The organism is Streptomyces sp. NPDC051822 (assembly GCF_044452745.1).
GTDB lineage: Bacteria > Actinomycetota > Actinomycetes > Streptomycetales > Streptomycetaceae > Streptomyces.
In genome coordinates, this window is the sequence record NZ_JBITBZ010000013.1 from 1 (window position 1) to 25,271 (window position 25,271).

The window sequence follows — 25,271 nt, forward strand, 5'->3', positions numbered from 1 at the left end:
CAACACAGCCCACTCGGCATCCGAAAGCTCATGACGACGCACCACGACAAGCATGATCCCTCATCACCAGACCGCCTTTGAAGACGACCCCTAGGACGGGGTCTGGGAGACGCTGGTGGTTCCGCCGGTGGTGCCGTAGACCTTGAGCTCGTAGAGCGAGTAGCCGTACGGGGTGGCCCGTTGGGTGCCGTACACGCGGACGTAGCGCGCGTTGCCCGTCACCGTGATGTCGTCGGTGCCGCCGTCGCCTCCCGTGACGGTGGCGCGGTCGGTCCAGGTGGTGCCGTCCGTGGACGACTGGATCCGGTAGGCGGAGGCGTACGCGGCCTCCCAGTCCAGGCGGACCCGCGTCAGCGCGGCGGTGGTGCCGAGGTCGACGCGGAGCCATTGGGGGTCGGCCCCTTCGGCGGAAGCCCAGCGCGTGCCGCTCTGGCCGTCGAAGGCCAGGCCGGGTTCGAAGCCCGAACCCTCCGTGGAGGAGGCCGAGGCCGGCCGCCCCTGCGAGAGGAGTGCCTCCGTGCCCGGCGCGGGGGTGGTGCCGCCGGTGAGCTGGTAGGCGCGCATGTTGCGGAGCAGGAGGTAGGTGTCGCGCAGGGAGCCGGAGGTGTCGCCGAGGGAGCGGTAGATGCCCCACTTGGGCCGGACCCGGTCGGCGAGGAAGGTGTCGACGCCCGTCTTGGTCGCGTCGACGACCGTGGTGGTGCCGTTCCTGACGACCCAGCGCACCGAGCCCGCCGTGCCGTCGCCGATCTTGATCTCGTACTCGATGTCGATCCACTTGTTCTGGAGGGGCTCCAGGTTGGTCCGGCCGACCAGGACGTCCTCGGCGAAGACCTTGTGCTCGATGGTCTGCACGCCGTTCACCCGGCGCAGTGAGGTGACCGTGATCGGCGAGGTGCCGGGGCCGGGCTGCTTGGTCTGCATGATGTGGGTGAAGCTCGTCGTGGCCATCAGCGAGCTGGGGATGTACATCGAGTACGTCACCCTCCAGGTCTCGCCGAGCTTCCACTGGAGGTAGCCGGAGGATGAGGTCCGGTTGCCGGTGACCTCGTGGCGCTGCCGGTCGGTGGACGTGTCCCGATCAATCATGTGCATGTCAAATCGATAGGCGCCGTTCGCGACCTTGATGTGCGGTCCGGCCTCGGGATGCGAATCGGCCCGGTCGTCCTCGATGGTCTCGAAGGCGCCCAGGCCCTCGACACCCGGATCGGGGGACCAGCGGAGCGTCCAGACGGGAGCGGCTCCGGCGGGCGCGGAGGAGAGCAGTGGTCCGAGCAGGGCCAGAAGGAGTGCGGCCAGCAGGATCGACGGCATGCGGCGGTACGTGCGGCGGTACGTCATGTGTCACCCCTAGAACGAGGTTGCCAGGTACACGCCATGCTGCCCGAGAGGCGGTCGTCAGTAAAGGTTCCTATCAAATAAACGCCGGCCCTGTTACCTTCCCCCGTCGGCATCCGTCATGGGGGTGGCGACCGCGGACGAACGGTCGCCGTACCGACGAGTGAATCGAGGACCGGGTGCCTCGCACGACCCGCGCATCGCCCGGCGCATCGCGGCGCGGCCGGGTCTCCCTCCCCCTCCGCTAGGCCTTCCGCGCTGACGTCCAGCCCTGGCGGCGAAGGTTCTCGAAGCCGTCCAGGAGGAGGTCCAGGGCGAATTCGAACTCGAACTGGTCGTCGCAGCCGCCGCCGACCGTGGAGCCCCCGTCGTGTGCGGCCGTCGCGGCCAGTTCCGCGATGTGCGGGTAGCGCGCCGCAAGGCCGGGGTCGGGCGGGCCGGAGGGGCCCGAGGTGTCGAACAGTTCCTGGCTGAAGCCGAGGAGGCGGCTGCCCATCGCGTGCATGACGTGGTGGGTGAGGTCGGCGGAGAGGCCGCCGTCCCGGAGGGTCCCGGCCATCGAGTCGAGGTACGCGAGCACGGCCGGGGTGGGGCCGGTCCGCGACTCGATGACGCGGACCGCCCAGGGGTGGCGCAGCAGGACCTGCCGGGCCGAGAGGATCCGCCCGCGGACCACGCGCTGCCAGTCGGGGCCCGCGGCCGGCGGGTCGATCTCGCCGACGACGGCGTCGGCCATGCCGTCGAGCAGCTCCTCCTTGTTGGCCACGTGCTTGTAGAGGGCCATCGGTACGACGTCCAGCTCCTGCGCGAGCCTGCGCATGCTGAGCGCGTCGATGCCGGTGACGTCGGCGAGCGCGACGGCGGCGCGCAGGACGCGGTCCCTGTTCAGGGGGATCCGTTGCGTGCGCGTGGCTTCCTGCCGGGTCATTCCGGTTCGGCCCCTTCCCTCTTCGACAATCCACTCCTTGACGAGTGTACGCCGTACACCTACGATCGCAGAAAGGTGTACGGCGTACACCTCCATCGAGCGAGGGGTACAGAGAAGATGAGTCCGGACCGGAGAACCGCGGTGGCCACCGGGTCGCTGTTCCTGCTGACCGAGGCCGCCGCGATAGCCGGGGCGATCCTGTACCGCCCCCTGCTGGGCGCGGCGGACGGCCGGCTCGCCCAGGGCGCCGACACGCAGGCGCTGCTGGGGGTGCTCTGCGAGGTGGTGCTGGTGGTGGCGGTGACCGGTACCGGAGCGGCGCTGTTCCCCGTCCTGCGGCGGCACGGCGAGGGGCTCGCCCTCGGGTACGCCTTCGGACGGCTCCTTGAGGCGGCCGTCATCGCCGTCGGGATCGTCGCCGTCCTGGCGCTCGTCACCCTGCGGCGGGACGCGGGGGCGGCGGACGGCGCCGATGCCGCGCTGGTGGCCGTGCACGAATGGACGTTCCTGCTCGGGCCCAACATCGCCCTCGGCCTGAACACCGTCCTGCTCGCGTACCTGGCGTACCGCGCACGGCTCGTACCGCGCTTCATCGCCGTGCTCGGGCTGGTCGGCGGCCCGCTGATCTGCGCCTCGGCCATCGCGGTGATGTTCGGCGCCTACACGCAGCTCTCCGCGGCGGGGGCGGCCGCCGCGCTCCCGGTGTTCGCCTGGGAACTGGGCCTGGCCGGATGGCTGATCGTCAGGGGCTTCGGACCCGGCGCGGACGCCGCGTCCCGCGAGGGCATACGGAGAAGTGGCTGATCCGGCACCGGGATTCTCGGCAGGATGGTGTCCGACCTGCGGAAGCAGGCCTCGTCAGGCCGTCCCTCCGTCCGGACGGTCACCCACGGAGAGCTCCGCCACGGCGGCATCCTGTACCTGCTCCAGGCCGCTGATGTAGGGCGCGGTGTCCGGCAGCGGTGTGCAGAACGTGACCTGGGCGGTCAGGAGGTCGTCGTCGAGACCGCCCAGGGACAGCGAGACGTACGCCCGCACCTTGTCGTCGCCGAAGTGGTCCTGTGCCGCCCGCAGGCAGTCGGCCGCGTACGCGAGGCATCGGCGCAGCAGCACGTTCGCTCGTTCGGCCGTGGCGGCGGGCTCGGTGGAGAGGTCGTAGTCCGTCATCCCACGGCCGTTGATCGTGGTCTCCTCCGTCAGGCGGTCGAAGTAGGACCCCGCAGCGTCGGGACGGAGATCGGTCAGCACCCGCGCGCCGCTTCCTGTCACCGACCAGCCCCGCTCGACGACCTCCTGGAACATCGGGGGGATGTCCGACGAGGACAGACCGGCCAGATCCGCGTCCGCGAGGAGCTTCCTCATCCACTGGTTGGTGCGCACGTCTACCCTTCGCCGAGTGCGGCGAGACCCTTCCTGATGCCGGCGATGAAGCCGGGATTGCTGCCCACGGCCTTCTCGATGCTTCGGGGAAGACCCTCGAACTTCCCGGAGTCGAAGTCGAACTGGTACTTCGCGCCCTTGTTGCTCTGATCCTGGAAGTGCAGCTGTCCCGGCCGCTGGCCGGGGTTGGGATTCTCCACGTCGATCCGGTACGGCCCATGGTTCCACAGCGTCTTGCTGGTGATCTGGGGTCCGTTCGCCCCGATCATGCCCTTGTCGGCGGGGTCCTTGATGCCGTAGAGCTCGCGGTTCTCCTTGATGCGCTGCTCGACGACGTCGGGGTGGTAGGGGTCCTTCTCGAAGCCCGGCTGCGAGGTGTACCCCTCGCGCAGCGGGTCGTAGGGGGCGAGGCCCAGCGGGTCGGCCCAGGTGTGCGGGTTGTGCACATAGGCCGAGGGGTTGGGACCCGGTTCGAGCCCGAGTGGATCCTGCGTCAGATAGCGCGCGGTCGCGGGGTCGTAGTGCCGGTGCAGGTTGTAGTGCAGGCCGGACTCGGAGTCGAAGTACTGCCCGGGGAAGCGCAGCGGGGTGTACGTGGTCCCGTTCCTGGACCAGGTGGTGGTGCCCCACAGCGTGGCGCGGGTGAGCCACGCGACGTCGCCGGACTCGGAGACCAGTTCGGTGGGGGTCCCGACGAGGTCGGTGGCGATGGCGAAGAAGCGCTCGTCGAACACCTCCTGGGAGGCGTCCGCCGCGAGTACGCGTTCGGTCTGGGACAGCGGTCGTACGCCACGGTGGTCCCAGGTGAGGGCGACGGGCCGAGGGATTCCGGGGACGGCGGCGGTCTGTTCGCACAAGGTCCAGCCGTCCCAGGTGAACCGCACCTCCTCGACGACCGTCGTGCCGTCCTCCGCCAGTCGCTGCTTCGCGGTGCGGCGGCCCAGCGGGTCGTACCGGTAGCGCCAGCGGGTCCCGTCGGGGGTGGTGACGGCGGTGAGCCGGTCCTCGGCGTCCCAGGTGTAGCGCCAGGTGTCGGCCTTCCGCGAGAGCCGTGTCCTGCGGCGCGAGGTGATCCGGCCGGCGGCGTCGTGCTCGTACCGCACGGCTCCGGCGCGGGTGACGGTCGTGCCCTCGTAGGCACGGGAGCCGGTCGCCTCGTGGCCGGCGTGCCCCGCGGGCCAGGAGGCGGAGGTCTGGGCTCCGGCCGCGTCATAGGCGTACGTCTCGGTCCAGTCGGTGCCTGTCACCGTGGTGACCCGGCCCGCGGCGTCGAGGTCGTAGCGGAAGGAGCCGCGCAGGGCGTCGTCCAGTGCGGTGAGGTGTCCGTCGGCGCGGTAGGTGTAGGCGCGCCGGTTGACGGTGCGGGCGCCGGCGGTCAGCTCCTGCTCGCTCAGCCGGCCGGCCTCGTCCCAGACGGAGGCCAGCGTCAGCGAGGTGTCCGGGCCGGCCGCGCCGCCGATGGACCGGCACACCTCACGTCCGACCGGGTCGTGGGCGAAGCCGATCCGGCGGGTGCCGCTGGTCAGCGTCGTGAGGCGGCCCGCCTCGTCGTACCCGTAGGAGGTCACGTGCCCCGTGGGCGTGGTGCGGCGGGCGCGGCGCCCGGCCGTGTCGTAGGCGAAGGAGAGCAGCCGGCCGTCGACGATCTCCGCTTTCAGGTCGCCACGGCGGTCGTACTGCCGGACGAGCTCGCCGTCCGGCCCGGCCGCGTGGACGATGCGCCCGGCGCGGTCGTAGGAGTACGTGGTGACGGCGCCGGACGCCTCCTTCCGGACGACCTGGCCCAGCGCGTCGCGCGCGTAGCTCACCGTCTCGCCGGCCGCGTTGGTCCGTGCTGTCACCTGCCCGGCCGCGTCGCGGGCGTAGGCGATGGTCCGTCCGTCGAAGTCGGTCTCGGCGACGGTCCGGCCGGCCCGGTCGTAGGTGTACGACCAGGTCAGGCCGCGCGGGTCGGTGACCTTGGTGAGTCGCAGGGCGGCGTCGTGCTCGAAGGTGTGGCGGGCCCCGTCCGGGCCGGTACGGGCGGCCAGGAGGTCGAAGTGTGTGTACTCGAAGCGGCTGGTGAGGCCCGCCCGGTCGGTGTGGGAGGTGCAGTTGCCCTCACCGTCGTACGTCCAGGTCTCGGCGGAGCCGTCCGGATGGGTGCGCCGGGCCAGTCCGCCGTCGGCGTCCCACTCCAGGGTGGTGACGCCGCCGAGCGGGTCCGTGACGCGGACGAGCCGGCCGAAGGCGTCGCGTTCGTAACGGGTGGTGCCCCCGAGCGGGTCGGTCACCGCCAGTGGCAGTCCGGCCGCGTCGCTGCGGTACGTGATGACGGCCCCGGTCCCGGTCGTACGGGACAGCGGGTGGCCCTGCTCGTCGTAGGTGTAGCGCGTGGTGTGGCCCGCGGCGTCGGTGACCGCCGTCAGGTTGCCGCGCTCGTCGTACTCCTGACGGATGCGCGTGCCGTCCGCGTCCGTGAAGTCGACCGGGAGCCCGCGCGCGTCGCGCCGGACGGCGACGCGGCCGCCGTCGGGGCGGACGACGACGAGCAGCCGGCCGTCGGCGTCGTAGGTGAAGGTGGTGGTCCGGCCGAGCGGGTCGGTGCGGGTGAGTACGTTGCCGTGCCGGTCATGGGTGAAGCGGGTGATGTTTCCGAGCGGGTCGGTGGTGGCCACGACGCGGGAGGCGCCGTCGACGAGATGGCGGACGACGCGGCCGTCGGCCGTGGTCAGGGTGGTGGTGCGGTGGCCCGTGACCGGGTCGGGGGCGCCGTACGCGAGGGTGAGCTGGAGATGACCGGCTCCGCCGCCCTCTCCGACGACCCGGTCCTCCTCGTCGTAGACGTAGTCGTAGCGGCTGTCGTTGGAGTCGGTCCAGGTGATGACCCGGTGCCGGTCGTCGTAGGCGAAGGCGAGGGTGGCCCCGGAGGGCTTGGTGACGGCGGTCAGGTCGCCGTCGGTGTAGCCGTAGCGGACGACGTCCTGAGCGGCGCCGTCGGGGAGCCGCAGGGCGAGGCGGGTCACCCGGCCGTCCTCGGTGTCGAGGGCCACGTGGTGACCCGCCGAGTGGACGAGTGCGAGCGGGGTGCCGTCCTCGGCGCGGTCCACCGTGATGGCGTGCCCGTTGCGGTCGTCGATGCCGGTGAGCCAGGCCACTCCGTCCCCGCCCGGCTCGGCACCCGCCGGTGCGGTGTACCGGCGGATCTGGCCGGTCGCCGGATCGGTGAGCGTGTAGTCGCCGTCGTCGTGGCGGGCCAGGAGCCGGCGCGCGGTGCCCGACTCGGGAAGGGTGGGGACGCCGGGCACCGGGTGCGGATAGGGGAGCAGGAGGCCGTCGTCGGTGACGTGGACGACGCCGCGCGCGTCGACCGTCAGTCGCTCGTCCACCGTCGAGGACCAGGACGGGCCGAAGAACCGGCCCAGCGTGTACCCGGACTCGGCGCGCCGGGTGAAGGTCAGCGGCAGCGCGCCGGGCAGCACCAGGTCGGTCTGCGGCAGGAACATCCGGCCGGAGGCCAGGTCCACCGGGTCGGTCTCGCCGACCGGGCGCTCGGCATCGGGCCGGTTGTGGGTGCCGGGGGGAGCGTCGTCGAGCAGTGTGCGGGCACGGTTGGCGTCCTTGGCGAGGTCCGCCGCCTCCGCGGCGACCCGTGCGCCCTTGACCGCCGCGCCACCGCCGCCGGTGGCGGCGGTGAGCAGCAGGTCGGGGACGAGCCTGCCGAGGCCCTCCGCCGGGTCCTTCATGAAGTTGTCGAGCATCTGCTTGCCCGCGCCCATGGGGTCGTTGGCGACCTGCACGAGCCCGGCGGCGAGGCTGTTGAGCTGGGTGAAGTACTCGGCGGGGTGGGTGAGGTTGTACGGGTCGGTGGGGTTGACGCTTCGGACGAAACTGAGCAGACCTGCCGTGCCCTTGATGATGCCGCCCCCGAAGTGCGTCTGCATCAGCTGCAGTTCGTCGAGGCCGTCCTTGGCCTGCTCGGCGTACGAGGGTTTGGGCGGGGCCGCGTCCCGCGCCGCCCGGACCGCCGTGCGGGCGGTCTCGGCTGCCGTGTTGCGCTGTTTACGGGCCTCGGCGAGGAGCTCCTGCGCCTCCTCCATCAGGGCCTTGCCGGGGTCGCTGAAGGCGCCCGGCCTGGGCGGCAGGGAGGCCGGGTTCCGCTTGTCGGCGGGTTCGGCGTTGTACCGGTCGACGGCCTTGTTGTAGTCGTCGACGCTCTTCTGGTGGGCGTTCGCGGCGTCCTCGGACGCCTTGGTGCCCTGCTTCCACTTGTCGATGGCCGTCTGGGCCTGTCCTTGGGCCCATTCCACGGTCGAGGCGAAGCCGGTCAGCGCGTCGGAGGCCTTGCCGAAGGCGTCGGCGCCCTTGAACCACTTCGGCGGCTCGACCGCCACCTTCTCCCGGAAGGCGTCCGCGGCCTCGCCCTTCACGGCGGACGCGTCGAGGCCCTTGAGCCCCTGGCCCACCTTGTCGAACGAGGCCTGCAGGTCCTTCAGATGGGAGGCGGTCGAACGGAGCTTGGACGGGCTGCCGTAGATCAGCTTGGTCTTGTCCTCGGTCTGCCCGAGATCCATCTCGTCGACCTCGGCGCCCATCCGGTTCGCCACCGAACGCGACTGTTCGCGTACCCAGTCCGCGCCGGACTCCCAGCCGACGTCGTCCAACCGGTCCGCGGTCCAGTTGCCGGCGTCCTCGACCCGGTTGCCGGCCCACTCGACCCCGTCCTCGACCGCGTCCTCGACGGCATCCGGAGTGATGTCGCTGATGAAGTCCCCGATGCCCACGGCTCAGTTCCCCCCGTTGTTCGGCTGCTGGGCGGCCCGCTGCTCGGGAGACGGGCCGAACGTCTCGTCCACCGCACGGTCGAAGTCGCCCTGGTCCACCCCGAGAAGCTCGTTGAGGATCCGCGCCCGGCTCCCGCCCTGGCCCTCCGTCACGAGCACCCGTCCGGTGTCCTTCCAGGTCTGCGCGGCGTCGTCACCGGCGCGTTCGAAGGATTCGGCGCTCCAGTCGGGGCTGAGATAGTCGGGCGTGAACACGTCGCCCCAGTCCTGCTTGACGATGTCCGCCTCCGAGGCGTGCGGGTTGCCCACGGCGGAGTTCACGGCGATCTTGAAGGTGCCCTGCAGGTACTGGTCCTCCTCCCAGACGAGTCCGGCGGCCAGTCCCAGCGTCGCCGCGAGGGTGTTGGCGTCCTGGATCTGCGCCCGCACGCCCCATTCCCAGCGCTCGCAGTAGTCCTCGAAGTCGGCCGACAGACCGTGGTGCCCGGCCTCCATGCCGGTCATCGAGAGCTCGGAGAACCCCTTGCCGAGCACGGCGCCGGTGCCCGTGCCGATGTCGCGGAGTTCGGCGGTGGCCGCCCGGATCCCCTCGGTGATCCGCTTGATGCTCTCCTGGTCGAACTTCAGGTCCTCGGGCCCGCTGCCCATCAGACGTCACCTCCGGCGTCGGCCTCGTCGTCCACGGCGGCGGAGTCGGGGACGATGCCGCGAACCGGCGGGAAGAACATCGACCGGTCCGGATCGGCGATGTCGACGGCCACCCCGGCGGGCACGCCCAGGGCGGGCACGACCTCGTCGAGGAGGCGCGCGCCGCGCAGCGCCGCGTAGTCCCAGGGGCGGGTGGCATCGTCCGCCTGCGCGCCGGGGGCGAGGGAACGGGCGCGGGCGAACCGGGCGAGGGACGCCTCGCCGGTGAAGGCACAGATCCACCGGACCCCGCCGAGCTCGGCCGTCCACAGACCGCCGGAGTCGACCGGGACGAGGACCACGGACCGCCGCAGCTCGCCGATCATGTCCAGGGGATGGCCCTGTCCCGCCCGCCGCTCGGCGATCCGCTCCGCAAGTGCCGCTCCGTCGCTCACCGGCTGTCCTCCCCGCTGGTTCGGGCCGTACCTTCCCGCTGTCGGAGAGGAATACGACCTAAACGGGGGAACGGTTCCGCGAGAGGGTCGGCCTCGACGTCGGCGGGATCGGCCCGCGCCGCGGCAGGTCCGGACAACGACGAAGCCCCAGATCTCTGACCTGGGGCTTCGCAGAAGAGCGGATGACGGGAGCTTGGTCGGTACGACGGTGCGACGGGTGCGACGTCGTCACGAGTGGGAGCTAGCCCGCCTCGCGTCGAGCCGCACTCGTGCCAGAGGCCGACTCTTGCGCATCCTCGTCGAACGGGAAGGCTTCGATCTCCCCGAAGTCGGGCGCCTGGAAGGGGTTCGTGGTGGGGTGCGGTGATGCTGCGGCGGCGCAGGGGGACACCCCTTCCGGAGCGGAGAACGGCGAGGTCAGGTCGATGAGAGGGGTCCTCTTCATTGCGGGTCCATGAACGGATCTGGTGTGCCGTGACCGGGCACGGTGGTCCTACAGCTTGCTCATCTTGGCGTACGGACTCAGGATCCGCTCTTGCGCCGAGCCGAAATCCACGACCGTCGCGATCCCGTCCTCGATGCCGACGACCCGGCCGAGGCCGTGCACGTCGTGTGTGACCTGGTCGCCTACGGCGAACTGCTTGGGAGGCAGCGCGACCGGGGCTTTGAAGGGGCTGGTGGGCAAAAATCGCTTCGGTGCACTGGGCTTTGTCATTGCTGCCAGTATGCGCCCGCGGAGCGGAGAAGAGTCTCGCCGAGAAGCAAAAGCCCCAGGTCTCTGACCTGGGGCTTCGCAGAAGAGCGGATGACGGGAATCGAACCCGCGCTATGAGCTTGGGAATCACCCGGTGCTTGAATCTGATCACGGTGTCTGACCTGCAGAAACGTGTGCCGCTGGCCTCGTCCGAAGCTTCGCCGGACCTTTGTTGACCGTCTCGGCACCTGGTGTGGCGCCAACAGTGATGTCGCTGGAGAGGGGCGCGCTGCCCGGCGCGGCAGTGTAGATCAGCGGGATGCCCGATCGGGCGTCGGCTTGGCGTGCCGCCGCTCACGCTGTTCGAAGAGATCGGCATCGACCGCATCGAGGCCCACGACAAGGGACTCGCGGCCCGTTCGCCAGACCGGCGGGTAGTGGAGCCAGGAAGTCGGGGGCAGGCCGATCCTGTGCGGGGCGTGGCGGGGGAGTGTCTCCTTCGCGGTTGCCCACACCGAGCCCTCCGGTTACAGTTATTGCAGATGCATTTTCACTGGGTCAGCGATTGGAGGCGGCGGTCATGGCTCGATCCAGCGTTCTTGCCCGTGCTGAGAAGGTCGAACCGGATCCCTCGCACCAGGGTGCGCTCGCCGCGACTGCCCGGATGGCGCCGGAGTCGGTCGAGGTGCTGGTCCGCACCCCGGATGGCGGCGAACTGGCACTTCCTGGAGAACTGGTACGCATTCTTCTGGCCTCGGCCGGTGAGCTGGCCCGCGGGCATGCGGTGACGGTCCTGGCGTCCGAGGCGCAGCTGTCGCCCACTGAGACCGCCGAACTCCTGGGTCTGTCTCGGCCGTTCGTCGCCCGCTTGCTCGACGCCGGCGACATCCCCTCGACGAACCTGCCTGGCAGCAGTCACCGCGTGGTCCGCCTTGCGGACGTGCTGGCGTTCCAGCAGCGGCGTGAGCGCCGCAGGGAGGGGCGGCGTCAGATTGCCGACGCCTTGGAGGACGTTGAACTGCCCTCTTGATGTGGGTGTCGCCGGCAGCCGTGAAAGAGATGAGGGGGAGCGTGACAGCGCGGGTCTTTGTGGACACCAACGTCTTGTTTCCGTTCTCGGTGATGGACGTGATGCTGGCCCTCACTGAGGACTCCATCCACGAGATCGTGTGGTCCGAACGACTGCTCGCGGAGTGGGAGCGGGTCATCGTTCGGGAGGGAAGGCGTTCGGCGGAGTCGGCTGCCGCGGTTGCGGAGGCCGTCCGACGCTTCTTCGCCGACTGTGAGATCCCGGCGGCGGCCTATGGGCACCTTGTGGATCACATGCCGGGCGATGACCCCGACGACCGGCACCACGCGGCGGCGGCCGTGGCTGCCGGGGCCGATGCGCTGATCACGTGGAACCTCGCCGACTTTCCTGCCGACGACTTGGCTGAGCGCGGAGTGCGGGTGATCGACCCGGATTCGTACCTGTGCAGGCTGTATGGCGAGTTGCCGCATGAGGTGGTGGAGACGGTGGTCAGGCTTGCCGGAGAGAAGCGCAATCCGCAAGTCACGATCGCCGATGCCATTGCCCGACTCGCGAAGGCCGGCCTGCCAGGCTTCGCCGACCTCCTGACGCGGCACCTTGGGCATCGCTTGATCTGATGGAGTGGCGGGTGGTGTCGAAGGTGGTGCGCGGCGCCTGAGCCGGTACCTGCGATGGACCTGACGGTCAGGCTGTCAGAGAGCACCGCATCTCCGTGACGACGTTTACACCCGAGGCCGGATCCCGTTGCCAGTGGCCAGCGTTGGCTGCTCACAGCAGCGCTGGGCCGGGGCTATGGGCCTGCTGACATCGTGACGGCCGAGGGGGCTGCCACACAAATTTCCCGAGCGTGCTCGGTACTCCGATGGCGAAGGGACCCTTCGCCGTCGGAATCAGGAGGGTGCAGGCACCTTCGATCAAATGCGCCGCGAAGGCCCTTACCCTTCTCAGTGAGGCGCCACGCATATTGAGATCGGATCCTGCCGGGAACGGGCTCGATCATGTCGGCCTTCTTGAGCTTGTAGAAGACCCCAGCGAGAGCACCAGGCCATGCTCGGTCTTCACCGGCGGACGCCAGAGTGCTTCCTTGAGGACATCGACCTCGCACTCCTCGCCGCTGGCGGTGTCGGTGACGATCAGCCGCGCGGACAGCGGGTCGGTTTCCAACCCCCGCACCTGCCAGCCGCGTTGTTCCAGCCCAGCGCGCACGGTAGCGGCGATCTTCTCCATCGGCTCCGGGTTCTCGGTGGCGACATCGAGGTCCTTGCTGAGCCGGTTGACCAGTCCATGTGCCTGGACGGCGTAGCCACCCGTGAGCACGAGCGGGTAGGCGTCGCCCACGGCGAGGACATCCGCGAGGAGCCGCCGGTGCAGTTCCGTGAGATTCACGCAGCAGCCTGGGCGTCGGGGGACAGTTCGTTGAAGGCGTTCTCCCAGACGTCGCGGATGTCCCGGCTGATCAGGGTGCGCAGGACAGGCCACATGGCGACGAGCAGTTCCCGGTTCAGGTAATGGACCAGGTCGTCATGCTGTCCCTCGGCCAGGACGATCCGGTAACAGCTCATGCGCAGTCGGGGCTGGTCGAGATCGAACCGGGACAGGCCGGACCACGCGAGGTGCAGTGGAAGGTCGACGTGCCCGCGGGCGGGGCCGGCGAGCTCCGAGAGCTCGGCAGGAAGCCGCCGGGCGAATCTGGTGCGGCGGAGCTCGGGGACGCTGGGCGTGGCTGCCATGCCTCGATTATTCCGCAGGAGCGGGAGGCGGTCGGGTCATTCCGGTCCAGGGAGCCCCCGGCTCAGAGCCTGTGCCGGGCTGCAGCCGTGGAATTGGCGGCGTAGGTGCAGGTCAGAGGCCTCGTGCGGGACCTCCGGCGAGACGATGCGGGGTGCGTGCCCTCTGCGTGCCCCACCTCGCAAGACCGAAGGGCGTGCGAGTGCAGAGACTCAGTCACCAACAAACAAGCCCCAGGTCGCTGACCTGGGGCTTTGTCATGGAGCGGATGACGGGAATCGAACCCGCGCTATAAGCTTGGGAATCACCGTTGCCGAGCTCGATCGTCCCGCTTCTGACCTGCGGGAACATGCTCTGGTGGCGCTCATCCCACGAGCTCTTGGACACCCGTGTCGACCACTGGTGTCCGTCCTGAAGGGCACGGTTGGGGCACGAGGTGCGGGACGTCCGTCCTCACACCCCGACTGCCCACCGGGCGGCTGCGACCGCTCCCAGGAGGAGCGGTGGGGTGAGCCACCAGGGGCCCATGGCGCGACGGATCGACGGAAGCAGAGTGATCAGCAGGGCGAGTCCGCTCGCGGCGATGGCGAGGACGCAGGACAGCTCGATTCCGGCCTGCGCTTCGTCGTCCCAACTGCCTGCGGGCCGGATCGTGAGGGCCATGTACACGAACCATGTGGCGATCGTGTGGAGGAGCACCAGCGGGACCGCCATGACCCACCGCAGACAACCGTCGTCACTGGCAGTCCCGGCGACGTCGGGCCGATCGGACATCACTGGAGAGCTCCCTTGGCTTCGTCGATGTTCCTGGTGAAGGCCCGTCCGTAGGCTTGGGCGTCATCGCCCTGCCAGTACGGTCCACCGTTGTACCGTGCCGCCAGTTCCTGGCGCTGCTCGGGCGTCATCTGCTCGGGGGGAACGTCGGCGAACTCGCTCTCGGCCTTGAGCTGGGCCAGGTACTCCGCCGCGATGAAGATGTTCTGCCCCGGGTCCTGGAGGGACTCCTCCACGACTGCTCGCTGCTGTTCGGACATGTTCTGGGGGTCGTAACCGAGTACTTCGGCTCCGCGGCGCACTTGGATGGCGATGGGGCCGAAGGACGTCTCGTCCGGGGTTCCGCCGAGGCGCCAGGGAAGGTTCTCCGGGGAGACCGGGCTCAGTCCCCAGGGTGCGTCGGCCTGCTCGCGGATCGTGTCCGTGAGGTCGTCGAGGATGCCCGGCTGTCCACCGATCTCCTGCCAGGCGATTCCGGCGACCATGTCCGCCGGCAATCCCGAGTTCTCCGCGGCGGCCTGAATGATCTCCTTGTTCGCGGCGATCCAGTCCTTACGGTCCTGGCTCGACGAAGGCGGACTCCAGTAGCTGTCCTCCGCCCCCGGTAGGGCGGACAACCGTGTGCGGATGTCGTGGAGCGTCGGTGAGACCGGGTTGGTGCCGACTCCTCCGGCGTAGTCCTGCTTGGGCGGGCTGCCGGGCAGGTGAGTGAGGGGGTTGCCGCCGGCTTCCGCGACCTCGCTCCTCAGGGATGCGATGGCCGCCACGATGTCCACTCGCTGGACGGAGCCCATGCGGAATTCGGGCAGGAGCTCGTATGCCTGCTTCAGCCCGTGCACACACAGGTCACGAGCTTCCTTCTCGGTCTTCCCGGCCAGGTGGAAAGCACCTCCCGCCGCATCGTGGAGCCTGTTCGCCTCTTCCCGGATGTCGTCGACATCCATGGTGAGTTCCGCGAAGAAGTCGAGGACACCCGTGGTGGCTCGCATGTCCTCCCACTGGCGCATGGGTTCGGCGTCCTGCGCCTCACGGGTGATCGCGGTGCCCTTGGTGCCGATGAGGGCGGCAAGGCTGCGCTCGTTGGCCTTGCCGTTCGCGTAGTGACTCTTCGCGGTCGCCAGCGCCCACGCATAGCTTCGCAGGGCGCTGGCAGCGTGCCCGTAGCCCTCGGCGATGTGCTGCATGAGCCTGCGTGCTTCGGCGATCCGAGACACGTAGTGCTGGCTTCCTTCGCTGTGCCAGTGGGTCCGCTTCTCCGCGCGCTCGGCCGGAGTGTCGACCTCGACCAACATGTCGTGGAGGCGCTTGAACTCGTCGGCGTTCCGCTCGACGAGGGCGGGGTTGCAGCCTTCGAGGAACTCGACGTCCTTGCGGTAGCTCAGGCCGGTCACCTCGCCTCCGGTGCCACGTACTGGCCATCGCTCAGGACGTTGTCGAGGAAGCGACGGGTATTGGCGTCGTCCACGGCGACGAAGTCGGTCCCGGTGGTCTTGAGGCGGGTGGCGAGCGCCGCGAGGAGCGCGACCGTGTCCAGGAACTGATCGTTGGCGAACCGTCCGAAGCGTTCGACCTCGGCGGCGACTTCGGCATGAGAGCGCGGTACGCGCGCCATGGTTCCGAGATCACCGTCGGGCCTGCCCTCGTGGAGCAGTCCCGCGATCTCGATCAGCAGGTTCGCGTTCCCGTTGATGGAGTCCGTGTTGTAGTCGAGCGTTCCGCCCGTGGTACCACCGGCCCGATCCGCGGGCAGCTGATTGAGCTGCATGGCGGTCGGGCTGTCCAAGGACACGCCGGCTTTCGTTTGGGCCCATTCGTCATCGAACGACACGCGTCCCCCCGCGGTGGTCGGTCTGCTGTACGAGCGACTGACGAGGCTACCAACGGTTGCGGCCGGACCGCGGTGCGGTGGTGGCGCAAGGTGCCCCGACAGGGCTGGACAACGACGAAGCCCCAGGTCTCTGACCTGGGGCTTCGTTCAAGAGCGGATGACGGGAATCGAACCCGCGCTATAAGCTTGGGAAGCTCATGTTCTACCATTAAACTACATCCGCACAGCGGCCGGATGACCTTTGCCGCATCGTTGCACACTGTACCCCATGTGCCACTTGAGGCGAAGTTCACGCCTCCGTGTGTGCGGAGTGCCGTCTGGAGGGTGTCCCCTTCATCCCCTAATGTGGCTGCTCGTCCACCACATGTGTAGGGGAAGGGACTTGATGGGTCCGATGGAGCGCACCGTCGTCCGTTGTGCCGAAGGGCATGTGTTCAGTACCGCCTCGTTCCCACTTCAGCAGCTCGGGGCCGGGCGGATCGGGCCAGGGCGGCTCATCCGGTGTCCGCGGTGTGCGCGGCTGCGGCACGCGGTGCCGGTGGAGGCCGGGCGGCGCTGAGGCGTACGGGGCCGGGGCGCGGGCGGCTGCCGATTGGGGCAGGTCCGCGCCCTCTGCGTATCGTGGGGGCGTGCTTCTCTCAGACAAGGACATCCGGGCCGAGATCGATGCCGGACGGGTGCGCATCGACCCGTACGACGAATCCATGGTGCAGCCCTCGAGCATCGACGTGAGGCTTGACCGCTTCTTCCGGGTGTTCGAGAACCACCGCCACCCCCACATCGACCCCGCCGTCGAGCAGCTCGACCTGACCCGCGAGGTCGAGCCCGAGGGCGACGAGGCGTTCATCCTGCACCCCGGCGAGTTCGTGCTCGCCTCCACCTACGAGGTCATCACCCTCCCGGACGACATCGCGTCGCGCCTTGAGGGGAAGAGCTCTCTGGGGCGGCTCGGGCTGGTCACGCACTCGACCGCCGGGTTCATCGACCCCGGGTTCTCCGGGCACGTGACCCTGGAGCTGTCGAACCTCGCCACCCTGCCGATCAAGCTGTGGCCGGGCATGAAGATCGGCCAGCTGTGCATGTTCCGGCTGAGCTCGCCCGCCGAGTTCCCGTACGGGAGCGAGCGGTACGGCTCCCGGTACCAGGGCCAGCGGGGGCCGACGGCCTCCCGTTCGTTCATGAACTTCCATCGGACCCAGGTGTGAGGCGGCCGCAGGCATGAGTGAAGTACGCGAGAACCTGACGTACGAGGGTTTCGGCACGGCCGTCCGCGAGCTGGCGCAGACCATCGCCGACGACGGTTACGAGCCCGACATCGTGCTCTCCATCGCCCGTGGCGGTGTCTTCGTCGCCGGCGGCCTGGCCTACGCGCTCGACTGCAAGAACATCCACCTCGTGAACGTGGAGTTCTACACCGGCGTCGGGACCACCCTGGAGATGCCGGTCATGCTGGCGCCCGTGCCCGACGCGATCGACTTCAGCGACAAGAAGGTCCTGATCACGGACGACGTCGCCGACACCGGCAAGACGCTCAAGCTCGTCCACGACTTCTGCGTCGACCACGTCGCCGAGGTCCGTTCGGCCGTCATCTACGAGAAGTCGCACTCCCTCGTGAAGTGCGAGTACGTGTGGAAGAAGACCGACGAGTGGATCAACTTCCCCTGGTCGGTCGAGCCGCCCGTCGTGAAGCGCGAGGGCCAGGTCCTCGACGCCTGAAGGCGTCGGTCGACTCGGACCACCCCCTTGCTCAGTGCCCGACACGTGTGCGTGTCGGGCACTTCGTCGATCGGCCCCGTGCAGCCGTGGTCGCGGACTGCGGACTGCGGACTGCGGTCCCCACGCACTGCCAGCCGTTGACGTCGACCGCGCCGTCGACCGGTCCCGTGTACCCGCCGCGCCCGTGTCGAGGTCCAGATGGCCGTACCGGCCGGGGGACTCGCGGCGCCGGACCCGCGGTGGAGACCCCGGGCGCGCTCGCCGCCGAGGCCGTGCCGTGCGCGCCCACCCCCAGGAGCCGTCTCGGCAGCAGCCCGCCGGCCGTCCGCCGGACGGACCGCCCCCGTCCTTCGCCATCAACCCACTCGGGCCACTCAGGCACCTGACCTCCTGGAATCCCTGTATCGCCGGCTGAACCACGCACCGGACAAGACCACCCCACGGCCGGTACGCCGACAACCCAACGAAAGCGCGGAGTTGACGGCCCCCGAGCCCACGGGGCCCCGAGGCCCACCCCCGATTCCGCGCATTCGTTGGGTTGTCGGGGGCGGGGCGGCCCGATGGGATGAGTGGGCCCGTGATCTTCCGGAACAGCCCGTTCGTACCGCCCGAGACAGCTCAGGGAGATGCGTTGAACGAGAACGAGGCACGGCGCCGTCGTGGCGGCAGCCGGGACGACCACGACCGTGACCACGACCACCACGTACCGACGGGCGTCAGTCGCCGCACGCTGCTGCGTGGCGCGGTGGTGGGCGGTGGGGCGCTGACCGCCGGCGGGCTCGTGCTGCCCACCAGCGCGTACGCCGTCCCCGCGCTCTACAACCCGTTCGGCGCGTACGCCATCACGGGCGCGTGGAACCCGCCGTACCACAACGGCGTCGACTTCGGCATGGCCGTGGGGACGTCGCTCCCCGCCTGCGGCGCCGGCACCATCGAGAACATCGCCTACAACGGCACCGGCGGCCACACCGTCACCATCCACCACGCCGAGGGCTACCGCAGCCAGTACATGCACCTGTCGCAGTTCCTGCTCGCCAACGGCGCTTCCGTGGCCGCCGGGACGATCGTCGGGCGCTCCGGAGGGGCGGCCGGCGCCGACGGCTCCGGCAACTCGACCGGCCCGCACCTGCACTGGCACGTCATCAACTCCAGCGGCGTCCGGGTCGATCCGCTCTCCGTCACCGGTGGCGTTACGCCCCCGCCCTCCGCCGGCGGGGAGGGGCTGACGCTGCAGAAGATCGCCGGCGCGGGCGGCTACACCGGCGCCCTGGACGGCGCGCCGGGCACCAACACCTGGAAGGGCGTGCAGCAGGTCGTCACGGGCTACGCCTACACCGGTCCGATCGACGGAGCGCCCGGCACGTACACGTACATGGCGCTCCAGCGGATGGCCGCGAAGGGCGGCTACGGCGGCCTGATCGACGGCGCGATGGGCGTCAACTCGTGGAAGGGCGTGCAGACCGTCTGCTCCCGCTTCGGCTACGGCGGCCCCATCGACGGTGCTCCGGGGACGAACACGTACGCGGCGATGCAGCGGGTGGCCAGGCTCGGCGGCTACACCGGCCCGGCCGACGGCCTCCTGGGCGCCAACTCGTGGAAGGGCCTGCAGAGGCTGTTCACCGGCTTCCAGTACACCGGCCCGATCGACGGGGCGCCCGGCACGAACACGTACAAGGGGCTCCAGCGCATGGCGGTGCTCGGCGGCTACGGCGGCCCGATCGACGGAGCCCCCGGGGACTACACCTGGGCGGCGCTCGCCAAGCTCGTCTGACCCGTCCCGACCGGGACGTCCGCGTCCTCGAACCACCTATGGGCAGGGCCTCTTCGAGAGGCCCTGCCCATAGGCATGCCGCTCAACTATCTTCGTCGTTGCGTGCCAGAAGGCTGTCCCGGAGCCGAGGAGGACGATGAGGAGTCGCAGCGGGCTGTGGCGGGTCGCGGAACTGCCCACGACCAGGGCCGGCGTCGAGCGGGCCTTCTCGTACTTCACCGCCGGGGTCCGTCTCGGGACCGTCGCGCAGATGGTGCCCGCCGTGCAGCTCGGGGCGGCGCGGTCGCCGCACGAGGCCGGCTACCTCGCGTGCTGGGGCGCCGCGGCCCTCGCGGCGGTCGCGGTGAGCGTCGTGACGCTCGTGCGCCGCCGGCCGCCGGGCACCGCCGTCTCCGTGCTCGACTTCGGGCTGGCCTGCACCCTCCTCGTCCTCGCTCCCCTGGTGCTCGCGCCCTGGGACCGCTTCGGGACCTGGACCGCCTTCCAGCCGGGGTACGCGCTGTCCGTGATCATCACCGCCGGCGGTGTGCGCGTCTTCGCCGTCTGGGCGGTCAGCCTGCTCGCGGTCTCCGTCTGCTACGTGGTCTACCTCGGCGGCGACGTCGGGAGCGAGATGACGTCGACCGCCGTCGGCAACGTCCTGACCTACGTGGTGTACGCGCTGGTCGCCCGCATGTTCTTCGGCTACACCCGCCGCATCGCGCGCGACGCCGACGCCTCGCGCGCGCGTGCCGCCGAACTGGCCAGGCGCGAGGAGGAACGGCGGGCCCAGGTGATGATGCACAACGGCGTCGCCGTCATGCGCCTGCTGACCGAGCAGGGCGACGACGACGCGCGTGCGCGGCTCGTCGGCGAGGCCGAGGTGGAGCTGCGGCGGATGCGCTCCTATCTGCGGGGCAGGGACGTGCACGCCGCCGACGGGGAAGGCCCCTCGGTCGGGCTCGTCCCGGTGGTCAGGGGGGTGTGCGACCGTTTCGCCGACCTCGGCGTCGTCGCCTCGCTCGACCTCGGCGCCGGCCTGCGGATCCCCGCCGCGCAGGCGGAGGCGCTGGAGCGCGCGCTCGGGAGCCTCCTGCTGAACGTCCGCGTGCACGCCCGCGCGCACGAGGTCGTCGTCCACCTCGACGAGCGGGAAGGCGAACAGGGGGGCTGGACGCTGACCGTGCACGACGACGGGGTCGGGTTCGATCCCGCGGCGGTGACCGCCGGGGTCGGGCTGCGCGAGGTGGTCGTCGGCGAACTCCGCAGACGGGGCCTCGGCGTCGCGATCGAGTCCGCCGTGGGCGAGGGGACGACCGTGACGGTACGGTCGCGCCCGTCGCGCCCGTCGCGCCCGTCGCGCCCGGTATCCGGAACCGGAGCGGGCCCCGGGGATCCCCGGCCTGCCACGGTGTTCGCCGCCTTCTCGGACCCGGCCTCTGCGGACCCGGCCTCTGCGGACGCGGCCTCTTCCGGCGCCGCCTTCTCGGACGCCTCATGAGACCCGCCGTCGCGGTCGTCGACGACGCCTCGCTGATCCGCGAGTCGATCGGCCTGCTCATGCCCGGTCTCGACGTCGTCGCCGCCGTCTCCACGGTCGAGGAGCTGGAGCGGCTCGGCCCCGCCGTGGACCTCGTCGTGCTCGACCTGCACCTGGCCAACCTCGAACGGCAGCCCGACGTCCGCCAGGGCATCGCCGCCCTGCGTGCGCTGACCGGCCGCGGCTACCGCGTCTGCGTGTACAGCCAGGAGGAACGCCGGTTCGTGCTCGCGGCCTGCCTCGCGGCGGGTGCGAGCGGCGTCGTCTCCAAGGCGCTTCCGCGCGACCGGACCGAGGAGCTGTTCCTCGAGGTCGCCGCGGGCGGCACCGTCGTGCCGCAGGCGGTCGTCGGAATCCTCGAAGTGCTCGTACGGCGCGACCGCATCACCGTACTGAGCGAGCGCCAGCGCCAGATCCTGTACGGCCGCGCCCGCGGGCTGAGCTACGCCCAGGTGGCGAGGGAGCTGTTCGTGAGCGAGTCGACGCTGCGCGGCTACTGGTACGACCTGACCAGGTCGCTCTCGGACTCCCTGCGCGGGCTGACCCCCGGCGAGATCGAGCACGCCCTCGGGCTCGCGCCGGGCGACCTCATGGAGTTCTGGGCCGACGGGTCGGCGGACCCGGCCGACCCGGCGGACGCGGCGGACCGCAGAAGGTGGTGGCGCATCGGCCGCACCCGCTGAGCGGGCCGGGCCGGGGCAGAACGAGAACGGACCGGCGCCTGTGCGGCGGCCGGTCCGGTCCGTGCGGGGCAGCGGCCGGTCGCCCGGCCGTCCTGTCCCACCCACAGCTACACCTACAGCGTGCCCAGTTTGATCAGGCTCAGCAGGGCCACCAGCTGGATCGCCGACGCGCCCAGCGCCTTCGGCCACGGCAGGTCGTGCGAGCGGCTCACCATCACGGTGAACAGCGCCCCCGCCGCCAGCCAGGTCAGCCACCCGACCACCTGGACGAGACCGTTCTCGCCGCCGAGGAAGAGCGCGAAGACCAGCCGGGGCGCGTCCGTGATCGACATGATCAGCATGGAGAGGCCCACGGTGGGCTGCCAGGCCCCGTCGCCGCCGAGCTGGCGCGCCAGGGTGTGCGTGACCGCGCCCAGGATCAGTCCGCCGACGACGAAGCCGAGGGCGGTCATCAGGACGTACGGGATCGCCGTCGACAGGGTCGCGTTGATCGCCTCTTCGCGCGCCTGGTCGAAGCCGAAGATCGCGAGCAGCCCGTAGAGGAAGGTGACGACCAGCGCCGGGCCCCAGACGGCGTGGTCCCGCATCCGCAGGAACGTGTCCGCGGGGCGGAGCACGATGCCGCTCAGGAGCGCCTGCCAGCGCAGCCGGGGGCCCGTGGGGGGCGGGGGCGCCTGGTAGCCGCCGGCCTGGGCGTACGGGTCGTCGACGCTGAACATCTGCGTGTGGCCCGGGTTGTTCGCCGTCGCCGCGTGCGGGTGCTGCGGCTGGCCGTACGGCTCGCCGAAGTACTCGGGCTCTCCGTAGGGCTGCTGCTGGTGCCCCTGCTGGTGCCCCTGCTGTCCGTACGGCGCGGGGCCCTGGCCCTGGCCTTGGCCCTGCTGGGGCCACTGCTGCTGCGGGTACGGCGGCGGGGCCGCGTTGTACCCGTAGGGCGCCTGCTGCGGTTGTTGTTGCGGGGGGCGGTTGTCCCGGCCGCGTCCGTTCCTGAATCCAGCCACGTCGTCGAACGTACCCGCTTCCGCTGTGCGGGCGCTCCCCGGGACGACGCTTGCCACTGAGCTGTGACATCCCCTAGGGGGCGCCATGGGGGCGTCATGGGGGCGCCAATGGGGGTGTCCACGCGGAAAAGGGCCGCCCCGCGATCACGCGGGGCGGCCCTTCTCATGCCGGGATCAGACAGCCGGCTCCGACTCCTCGGCGGCCGTTTCCGGCTCCGGCTCGGCCGGGGCCTTCACCGATTCGAGGAGCAGCTGGGCCACGTCCACGACCGTGACGGACTCCTTGGCCTTGCCCTCGTTCTTCTTGCCGTTGACCGAGTCGGTCAGCATGACCAGGCAGAACGGGCAGGCCGTGGAGACGATGTCGGGGTTGAGGGACAGGGCCTCGTCGACGCGCTCGTTGTTGATGCGCTTGCCGATCCGCTCCTCCATCCACATCCGGGCACCACCGGCGCCGCAGCAGAAGCCGCGCTCCTTGTGGCGGTGCATCTCCTGCTGGCGCAGGCCGGGGACGGCGGACATGATCTCGCGCGGCGGCGTGTAGACCTTGTTGTGACGGCCCAGGTAGCAGGGGTCGTGGTAGGTGATCAGACCGTCGACCGGGGTCACCGGGACCAGCTTGCCCTCGTCGATGAGGTGCTGGAGCAGCTGGGTGTGGTGGATGACCTCGTACTCACCGCCGAGCTGCGGGTACTCGTTGGCGATGGTGTTGAAGCAGTGCGGGCAGGTGGAGACGATCCGCTTCGCCGACTTCGGCTTCTTCGTCTCCGGGTCCTCGTCGTCCTCGCCGAACGCCATGTTCAGCATCGCGACGTTCTCCTGGGCGAGCTGCTGGAACAGCGGCTCGTTGCCGAGGCGGCGGGGGGAGTCACCGGTGCACTTCTCGTCGCCGCCCATGATCGCGAACTTGACGCCCGCGATGTTCAGGAGCTCGGCGAAGGCCTTGGTGGTCTTCTTCGCCCGGTCCTCCAGGGCGCCGGCGCAGCCGACCCAGTACAGGTAGTCGTACTCCGAGAGGTCCTCGACGTCCTTCCCGACGATCGGGACCTCGAAGTCGACCTCCTTGGTCCACTCGACGCGCGCCTTCTTGGCGAGACCCCAGGGGTTGCCCTTCTTCTCCAGGTTCTTGAGCATCGTGCCCGCCTCGGACGGGAACGCGGACTCGATCATCACCTGGTAGCGGCGCATGTCGACGATGTGGTCGATGTGCTCGATGTCGACCGGGCACTGCTCGACGCAGGCGCCGCAGGTGGTGCAGGACCACAGGACGTCCGGGTCGATGACGCCGTTCTCCTCGGCGGTGCCGATCAGCGGGCGCTCGGCCTCGGCGATGGCCGACGCGGGGACGTCCTTGAGCTGCTCCGGCGTCGCCTTCTCGTTGCCCTCCATGTCCTTGCCGCCGCCCGCGAGCAGGTACGGCGCCTTGGCGTGCGCGTGGTCGCGCAGCGACATGATGAGGAGCTTGGGGGAGAGGGGCTTGCCGGTGTTCCAGGCGGGGCACTGCGACTGGCAGCGGCCGCACTCGGTGCAGGTGGAGAAGTCGAGGATGCCCTTCCAGGAGAACTGCTCGACCTGGGAGACGCCGAAGACGGCGTCCTCGGCCGGGTCCTCCCAGTCGATCTCCTTGCCGCCGGTGCTCATCGGCTGGAGCGCGCCGAGGGCGGTGGAGCCGTCGGCGTTGCGCTTGAACCAGATGTTCGGGAAGCCGAGGAAGCGGTGCCAGGCGACACCCATGTTCGTGTTGAGCGAGACCGTGATCATCCAGGTGAAGGACGTGACGATCTTGAGCGCCGCGACGAAGTAGGTGAGGTGCTGGATCGTGCTCAGGTCCAGGCCGTCGAGCAGCGCGATCAGCGGGTACGAGGCGAAGAAGCCCGGCTCCCAGCTCGTCACGTGGTGCTGGACGCCTTCGAGGGCGCGCAGCGTCATGATGCAGAGGCCGACGATGAGGATGACGGCTTCGACGAAGTAGGCCTGGCCGGTCTTGGAGCCGGTGAAGCGGGACTTGCGGCCCGCTCCGGACGGCCTGTTGAGCTGGCGGATCACGATGAGGGTCACGATGCCGAGGACGGTCATCAGACCGAGGAACTCGGTGAAGATCTCGTACGGCAGCCAGTCGCCGATGATCGGGATCAGCCAGTCGGCCTGGAAGAGCTGGCCGAAGGCGTTGACGATCGTCAGGAGCAGCGAGAAGAAGCCCACCGCGACGAACCAGTGCGCGAAGCCGACGATGCCCCAGCGGTTCATCCGTGTGTGGCCGAGGAATTCCTTGACCAGCGTGATGGTGCGCTGCTTGGGGTCACCGGTGCGCGTGCCGGCGGGCACCGGCTGACCCAGCCGCACGAAGCGGTAGATCTGCGCGGTGGCGCGGCCGAACAGCGCGACGGCCACCACCGTGATGGCGATCGACACGATGATCGCGGCGAGTTGCATGAAGGGCTCCTCGGGCGGGCCTACTAAGCGGTAACTTATTGAGTTCCTGCTGAGATTACCCGGTCGCGGCCCCGCGCTGTAGCGGCGCTCGCGGTGATATGTGTCGCTCAGGCAAACCTTGCCGCGCGACGCCTGCGTACTGCTGGAAGCGTACGCGCCAGGACCGCCAGATCCATGCCGAGCCAGTGGTGGTCCACATAGTGGAGGTCGAGCAGCTCGCGTTCCTCCCACGGCAGGTCGGAGCGTCCGCTGATCTGCCAGAGGCCGGTGAGCCCGGGGCGTACGGAGAGCCGGCGGCGCCCGTCGCCCGCGCACTCGCGGTGGGCCGGGGTCAGCGGGCACGGCCCGACCAGCGACATCTGGCCGGCGACGACGTGCAGCAGCAGCGGCAGCGCGGCCAGCGGGCTCCTCGTGCGGAAGGTCAGCATCGCGAAGGGCCGCCCGTTCAGCCCCGCGACCCTGCGGCGGCGCAGCACCGCGCCGCTGCCGCTGAGGGTGACGGACAGGGCGGCGCCGGCGATCAGCGGCGAGAGTGTGAGGAGCAGGACGACCCCGACCACCATGTCGAACGCGCGCTTCGCCGTCATGCGCCCACACCCTCCG

The 25,271-nt window shown here is 70.1% G+C and carries 22 protein-coding genes, 1 tRNA gene and 2 pseudogenes; 8 read left to right on the forward strand and 17 right to left on the reverse strand.

Translation table 11 applies throughout. The features are described 5' to 3' along the window. Positions 1–90: 90 nt before the first annotated feature. The 3 genes and pseudogenes from ACIA8N_RS30950 to ACIA8N_RS30960 form a co-directional block, all read right to left on the reverse strand. Positions 91–564 carry a discoidin domain-containing protein gene (locus ACIA8N_RS30950; RefSeq protein WP_365782017.1) on the reverse strand — a complete coding sequence of 158 codons (474 nt, stop codon included), beginning with the start codon at positions 562–564 and terminating at the stop codon, positions 91–93. Next, positions 547–1,314 (reverse strand): annotated as a pseudogene (locus ACIA8N_RS30955) (Tat pathway signal sequence domain protein); the annotation flags it as partial. The gene ACIA8N_RS30950 and the pseudogene ACIA8N_RS30955, both read right to left, overlap by 18 nt. Positions 1,315–1,582: 268 nt before the next feature. Next, positions 1,583–2,266 carry a TetR/AcrR family transcriptional regulator C-terminal domain-containing protein gene (locus tag ACIA8N_RS30960; protein ID WP_365781741.1) on the reverse strand — a complete coding sequence of 228 codons (684 nt, stop codon included), beginning with the start codon at positions 2,264–2,266 and terminating at the stop codon, positions 1,583–1,585. 117 nt (positions 2,267–2,383) lie between these two features. Between ACIA8N_RS30960 and ACIA8N_RS30965 the strand changes: the two genes are divergently transcribed. Further along, complete coding sequence (locus ACIA8N_RS30965; protein ID WP_365781743.1) at positions 2,384–3,070, forward strand: DUF4386 domain-containing protein; 687 nt, start codon at positions 2,384–2,386, stop codon at positions 3,068–3,070. A 54-nt stretch (positions 3,071–3,124) separates the two neighbouring features. Here the strand turns inward: ACIA8N_RS30965 and ACIA8N_RS30970 are convergent, their stop codons facing one another. The 5 genes from ACIA8N_RS30970 to ACIA8N_RS30990 form a co-directional block, all read right to left on the reverse strand. Next, positions 3,125–3,646 (reverse strand): hypothetical protein, encoded by a 522-nt coding sequence (locus ACIA8N_RS30970; RefSeq protein WP_365781745.1) that lies wholly within the window; start codon positions 3,644–3,646, stop codon positions 3,125–3,127. A 2-nt stretch (positions 3,647–3,648) separates the two neighbouring features. Beyond that, the gene (locus ACIA8N_RS30975) at positions 3,649–8,409 is read right to left on the reverse strand and encodes a putative T7SS-secreted protein (RefSeq protein WP_365781747.1); all 4,761 of its coding nucleotides are present in this window, start codon (positions 8,407–8,409) and stop codon (positions 3,649–3,651) included. Between the two features lie 3 nt (positions 8,410–8,412). Continuing rightward, positions 8,413–9,060 carry a hypothetical protein gene (locus ACIA8N_RS30980; RefSeq protein WP_365782019.1) on the reverse strand — a complete coding sequence of 216 codons (648 nt, stop codon included), beginning with the start codon at positions 9,058–9,060 and terminating at the stop codon, positions 8,413–8,415. After that, positions 9,057–9,491 (reverse strand): hypothetical protein, encoded by a 435-nt coding sequence (locus ACIA8N_RS30985; protein ID WP_365781749.1) that lies wholly within the window; start codon positions 9,489–9,491, stop codon positions 9,057–9,059. Before ACIA8N_RS30985 ends, ACIA8N_RS30980 begins: the two co-directional genes overlap by 4 nt. Before the next feature lie 493 nt (positions 9,492–9,984). Beyond that, entirely contained in the window at positions 9,985–10,206 is a 222-nt protein-coding gene (locus ACIA8N_RS30990) for a hypothetical protein (RefSeq protein ID WP_365781751.1), read from the reverse strand. Between the two features lie 559 nt (positions 10,207–10,765). On the opposite strand from ACIA8N_RS30990, the gene ACIA8N_RS30995 reads away from it, so the two are divergent. Then, positions 10,766–11,215 (forward strand): helix-turn-helix domain-containing protein, encoded by a 450-nt coding sequence (locus ACIA8N_RS30995; protein ID WP_365781753.1) that lies wholly within the window; start codon positions 10,766–10,768, stop codon positions 11,213–11,215. A 41-nt stretch (positions 11,216–11,256) separates the two neighbouring features. Next, positions 11,257–11,832 (forward strand): PIN domain-containing protein, encoded by a 576-nt coding sequence (locus ACIA8N_RS31000; RefSeq protein ID WP_365781755.1) that lies wholly within the window; start codon positions 11,257–11,259, stop codon positions 11,830–11,832. 412 nt (positions 11,833–12,244) lie between these two features. Here the strand turns inward: ACIA8N_RS31000 and ACIA8N_RS31005 are convergent. The 6 genes and pseudogenes from ACIA8N_RS31005 to ACIA8N_RS31030 form a co-directional block, all read right to left on the reverse strand. After that, positions 12,245–12,601: pseudogene (locus tag ACIA8N_RS31005) on the reverse strand (nucleotidyl transferase AbiEii/AbiGii toxin family protein); the annotation flags it as partial. Further along, a complete protein-coding gene (locus ACIA8N_RS31010; protein WP_365781757.1) occupies positions 12,598–12,945 on the reverse strand; it encodes a transcriptional regulator in 348 nt (115 codons plus the stop codon). The pseudogene ACIA8N_RS31005 and the gene ACIA8N_RS31010, both read right to left, overlap by 4 nt. Before the next feature lie 451 nt (positions 12,946–13,396). Further along, complete coding sequence (locus tag ACIA8N_RS31015) at positions 13,397–13,717, reverse strand: hypothetical protein (RefSeq protein ID WP_365781759.1); 321 nt, start codon at positions 13,715–13,717, stop codon at positions 13,397–13,399. Beyond that, positions 13,717–15,108 (reverse strand): hypothetical protein, encoded by a 1,392-nt coding sequence (locus ACIA8N_RS31020; RefSeq protein ID WP_365781761.1) that lies wholly within the window; start codon positions 15,106–15,108, stop codon positions 13,717–13,719. The genes ACIA8N_RS31015 and ACIA8N_RS31020 overlap by 1 nt, the downstream gene beginning before the upstream one ends. Next, positions 15,105–15,545: a hypothetical protein gene (locus ACIA8N_RS31025; protein ID WP_365781762.1), complete on the reverse strand. Its 441-nt coding sequence runs from the start codon at positions 15,543–15,545 to the stop codon at positions 15,105–15,107. Before ACIA8N_RS31025 ends, ACIA8N_RS31020 begins: the two co-directional genes overlap by 4 nt. Before the next feature lie 152 nt (positions 15,546–15,697). Next, a tRNA-Gly gene (locus ACIA8N_RS31030) sits at positions 15,698–15,768 on the reverse strand. Between the two features lie 406 nt (positions 15,769–16,174). Here ACIA8N_RS31030 and dcd point away from each other — a divergent pair. From dcd to ACIA8N_RS31055, 5 genes are all read left to right on the forward strand, one after another. Further along, complete coding sequence (dcd, locus tag ACIA8N_RS31035; RefSeq protein ID WP_030209939.1) at positions 16,175–16,750, forward strand: dCTP deaminase; 576 nt, start codon at positions 16,175–16,177, stop codon at positions 16,748–16,750. Positions 16,751–16,763: 13 nt separating this feature from the next. Further along, positions 16,764–17,261 carry a phosphoribosyltransferase gene (locus ACIA8N_RS31040; RefSeq protein ID WP_024755952.1) on the forward strand — a complete coding sequence of 166 codons (498 nt, stop codon included), beginning with the start codon at positions 16,764–16,766 and terminating at the stop codon, positions 17,259–17,261. Between the two features lie 631 nt (positions 17,262–17,892). Continuing rightward, entirely contained in the window at positions 17,893–19,032 is a 1,140-nt protein-coding gene (locus ACIA8N_RS31045) for a M23 family metallopeptidase (protein WP_365781765.1), read from the forward strand. 136 nt (positions 19,033–19,168) lie between these two features. Beyond that, entirely contained in the window at positions 19,169–20,512 is a 1,344-nt protein-coding gene (locus tag ACIA8N_RS31050; protein ID WP_365781767.1) for an ATP-binding protein, read from the forward strand. Beyond that, positions 20,509–21,234, forward strand: a complete 726-nt coding sequence (locus ACIA8N_RS31055; RefSeq protein ID WP_365781769.1) for a response regulator — start codon at positions 20,509–20,511, stop codon at positions 21,232–21,234. Before ACIA8N_RS31050 ends, ACIA8N_RS31055 begins: the two co-directional genes overlap by 4 nt. A 113-nt stretch (positions 21,235–21,347) precedes the next feature. Here the strand turns inward: ACIA8N_RS31055 and ACIA8N_RS31060 are convergent, their stop codons facing one another. The 3 genes from ACIA8N_RS31060 to ACIA8N_RS31070 all read right to left on the reverse strand — a co-directional run bounded on the left by ACIA8N_RS31060 (position 21,348) and on the right by ACIA8N_RS31070 (position 25,255). Beyond that, positions 21,348–22,235: a Yip1 family protein gene (locus ACIA8N_RS31060; protein ID WP_365781771.1), complete on the reverse strand. Its 888-nt coding sequence runs from the start codon at positions 22,233–22,235 to the stop codon at positions 21,348–21,350. A 174-nt stretch (positions 22,236–22,409) separates the two neighbouring features. Beyond that, entirely contained in the window at positions 22,410–24,668 is a 2,259-nt protein-coding gene (locus ACIA8N_RS31065) for a (Fe-S)-binding protein (protein ID WP_365781773.1), read from the reverse strand. 107 nt (positions 24,669–24,775) lie between these two features. Beyond that, entirely contained in the window at positions 24,776–25,255 is a 480-nt protein-coding gene (locus ACIA8N_RS31070) for a sugar transferase (protein WP_365781775.1), read from the reverse strand. Positions 25,256–25,271 lie beyond the last annotated feature (16 nt).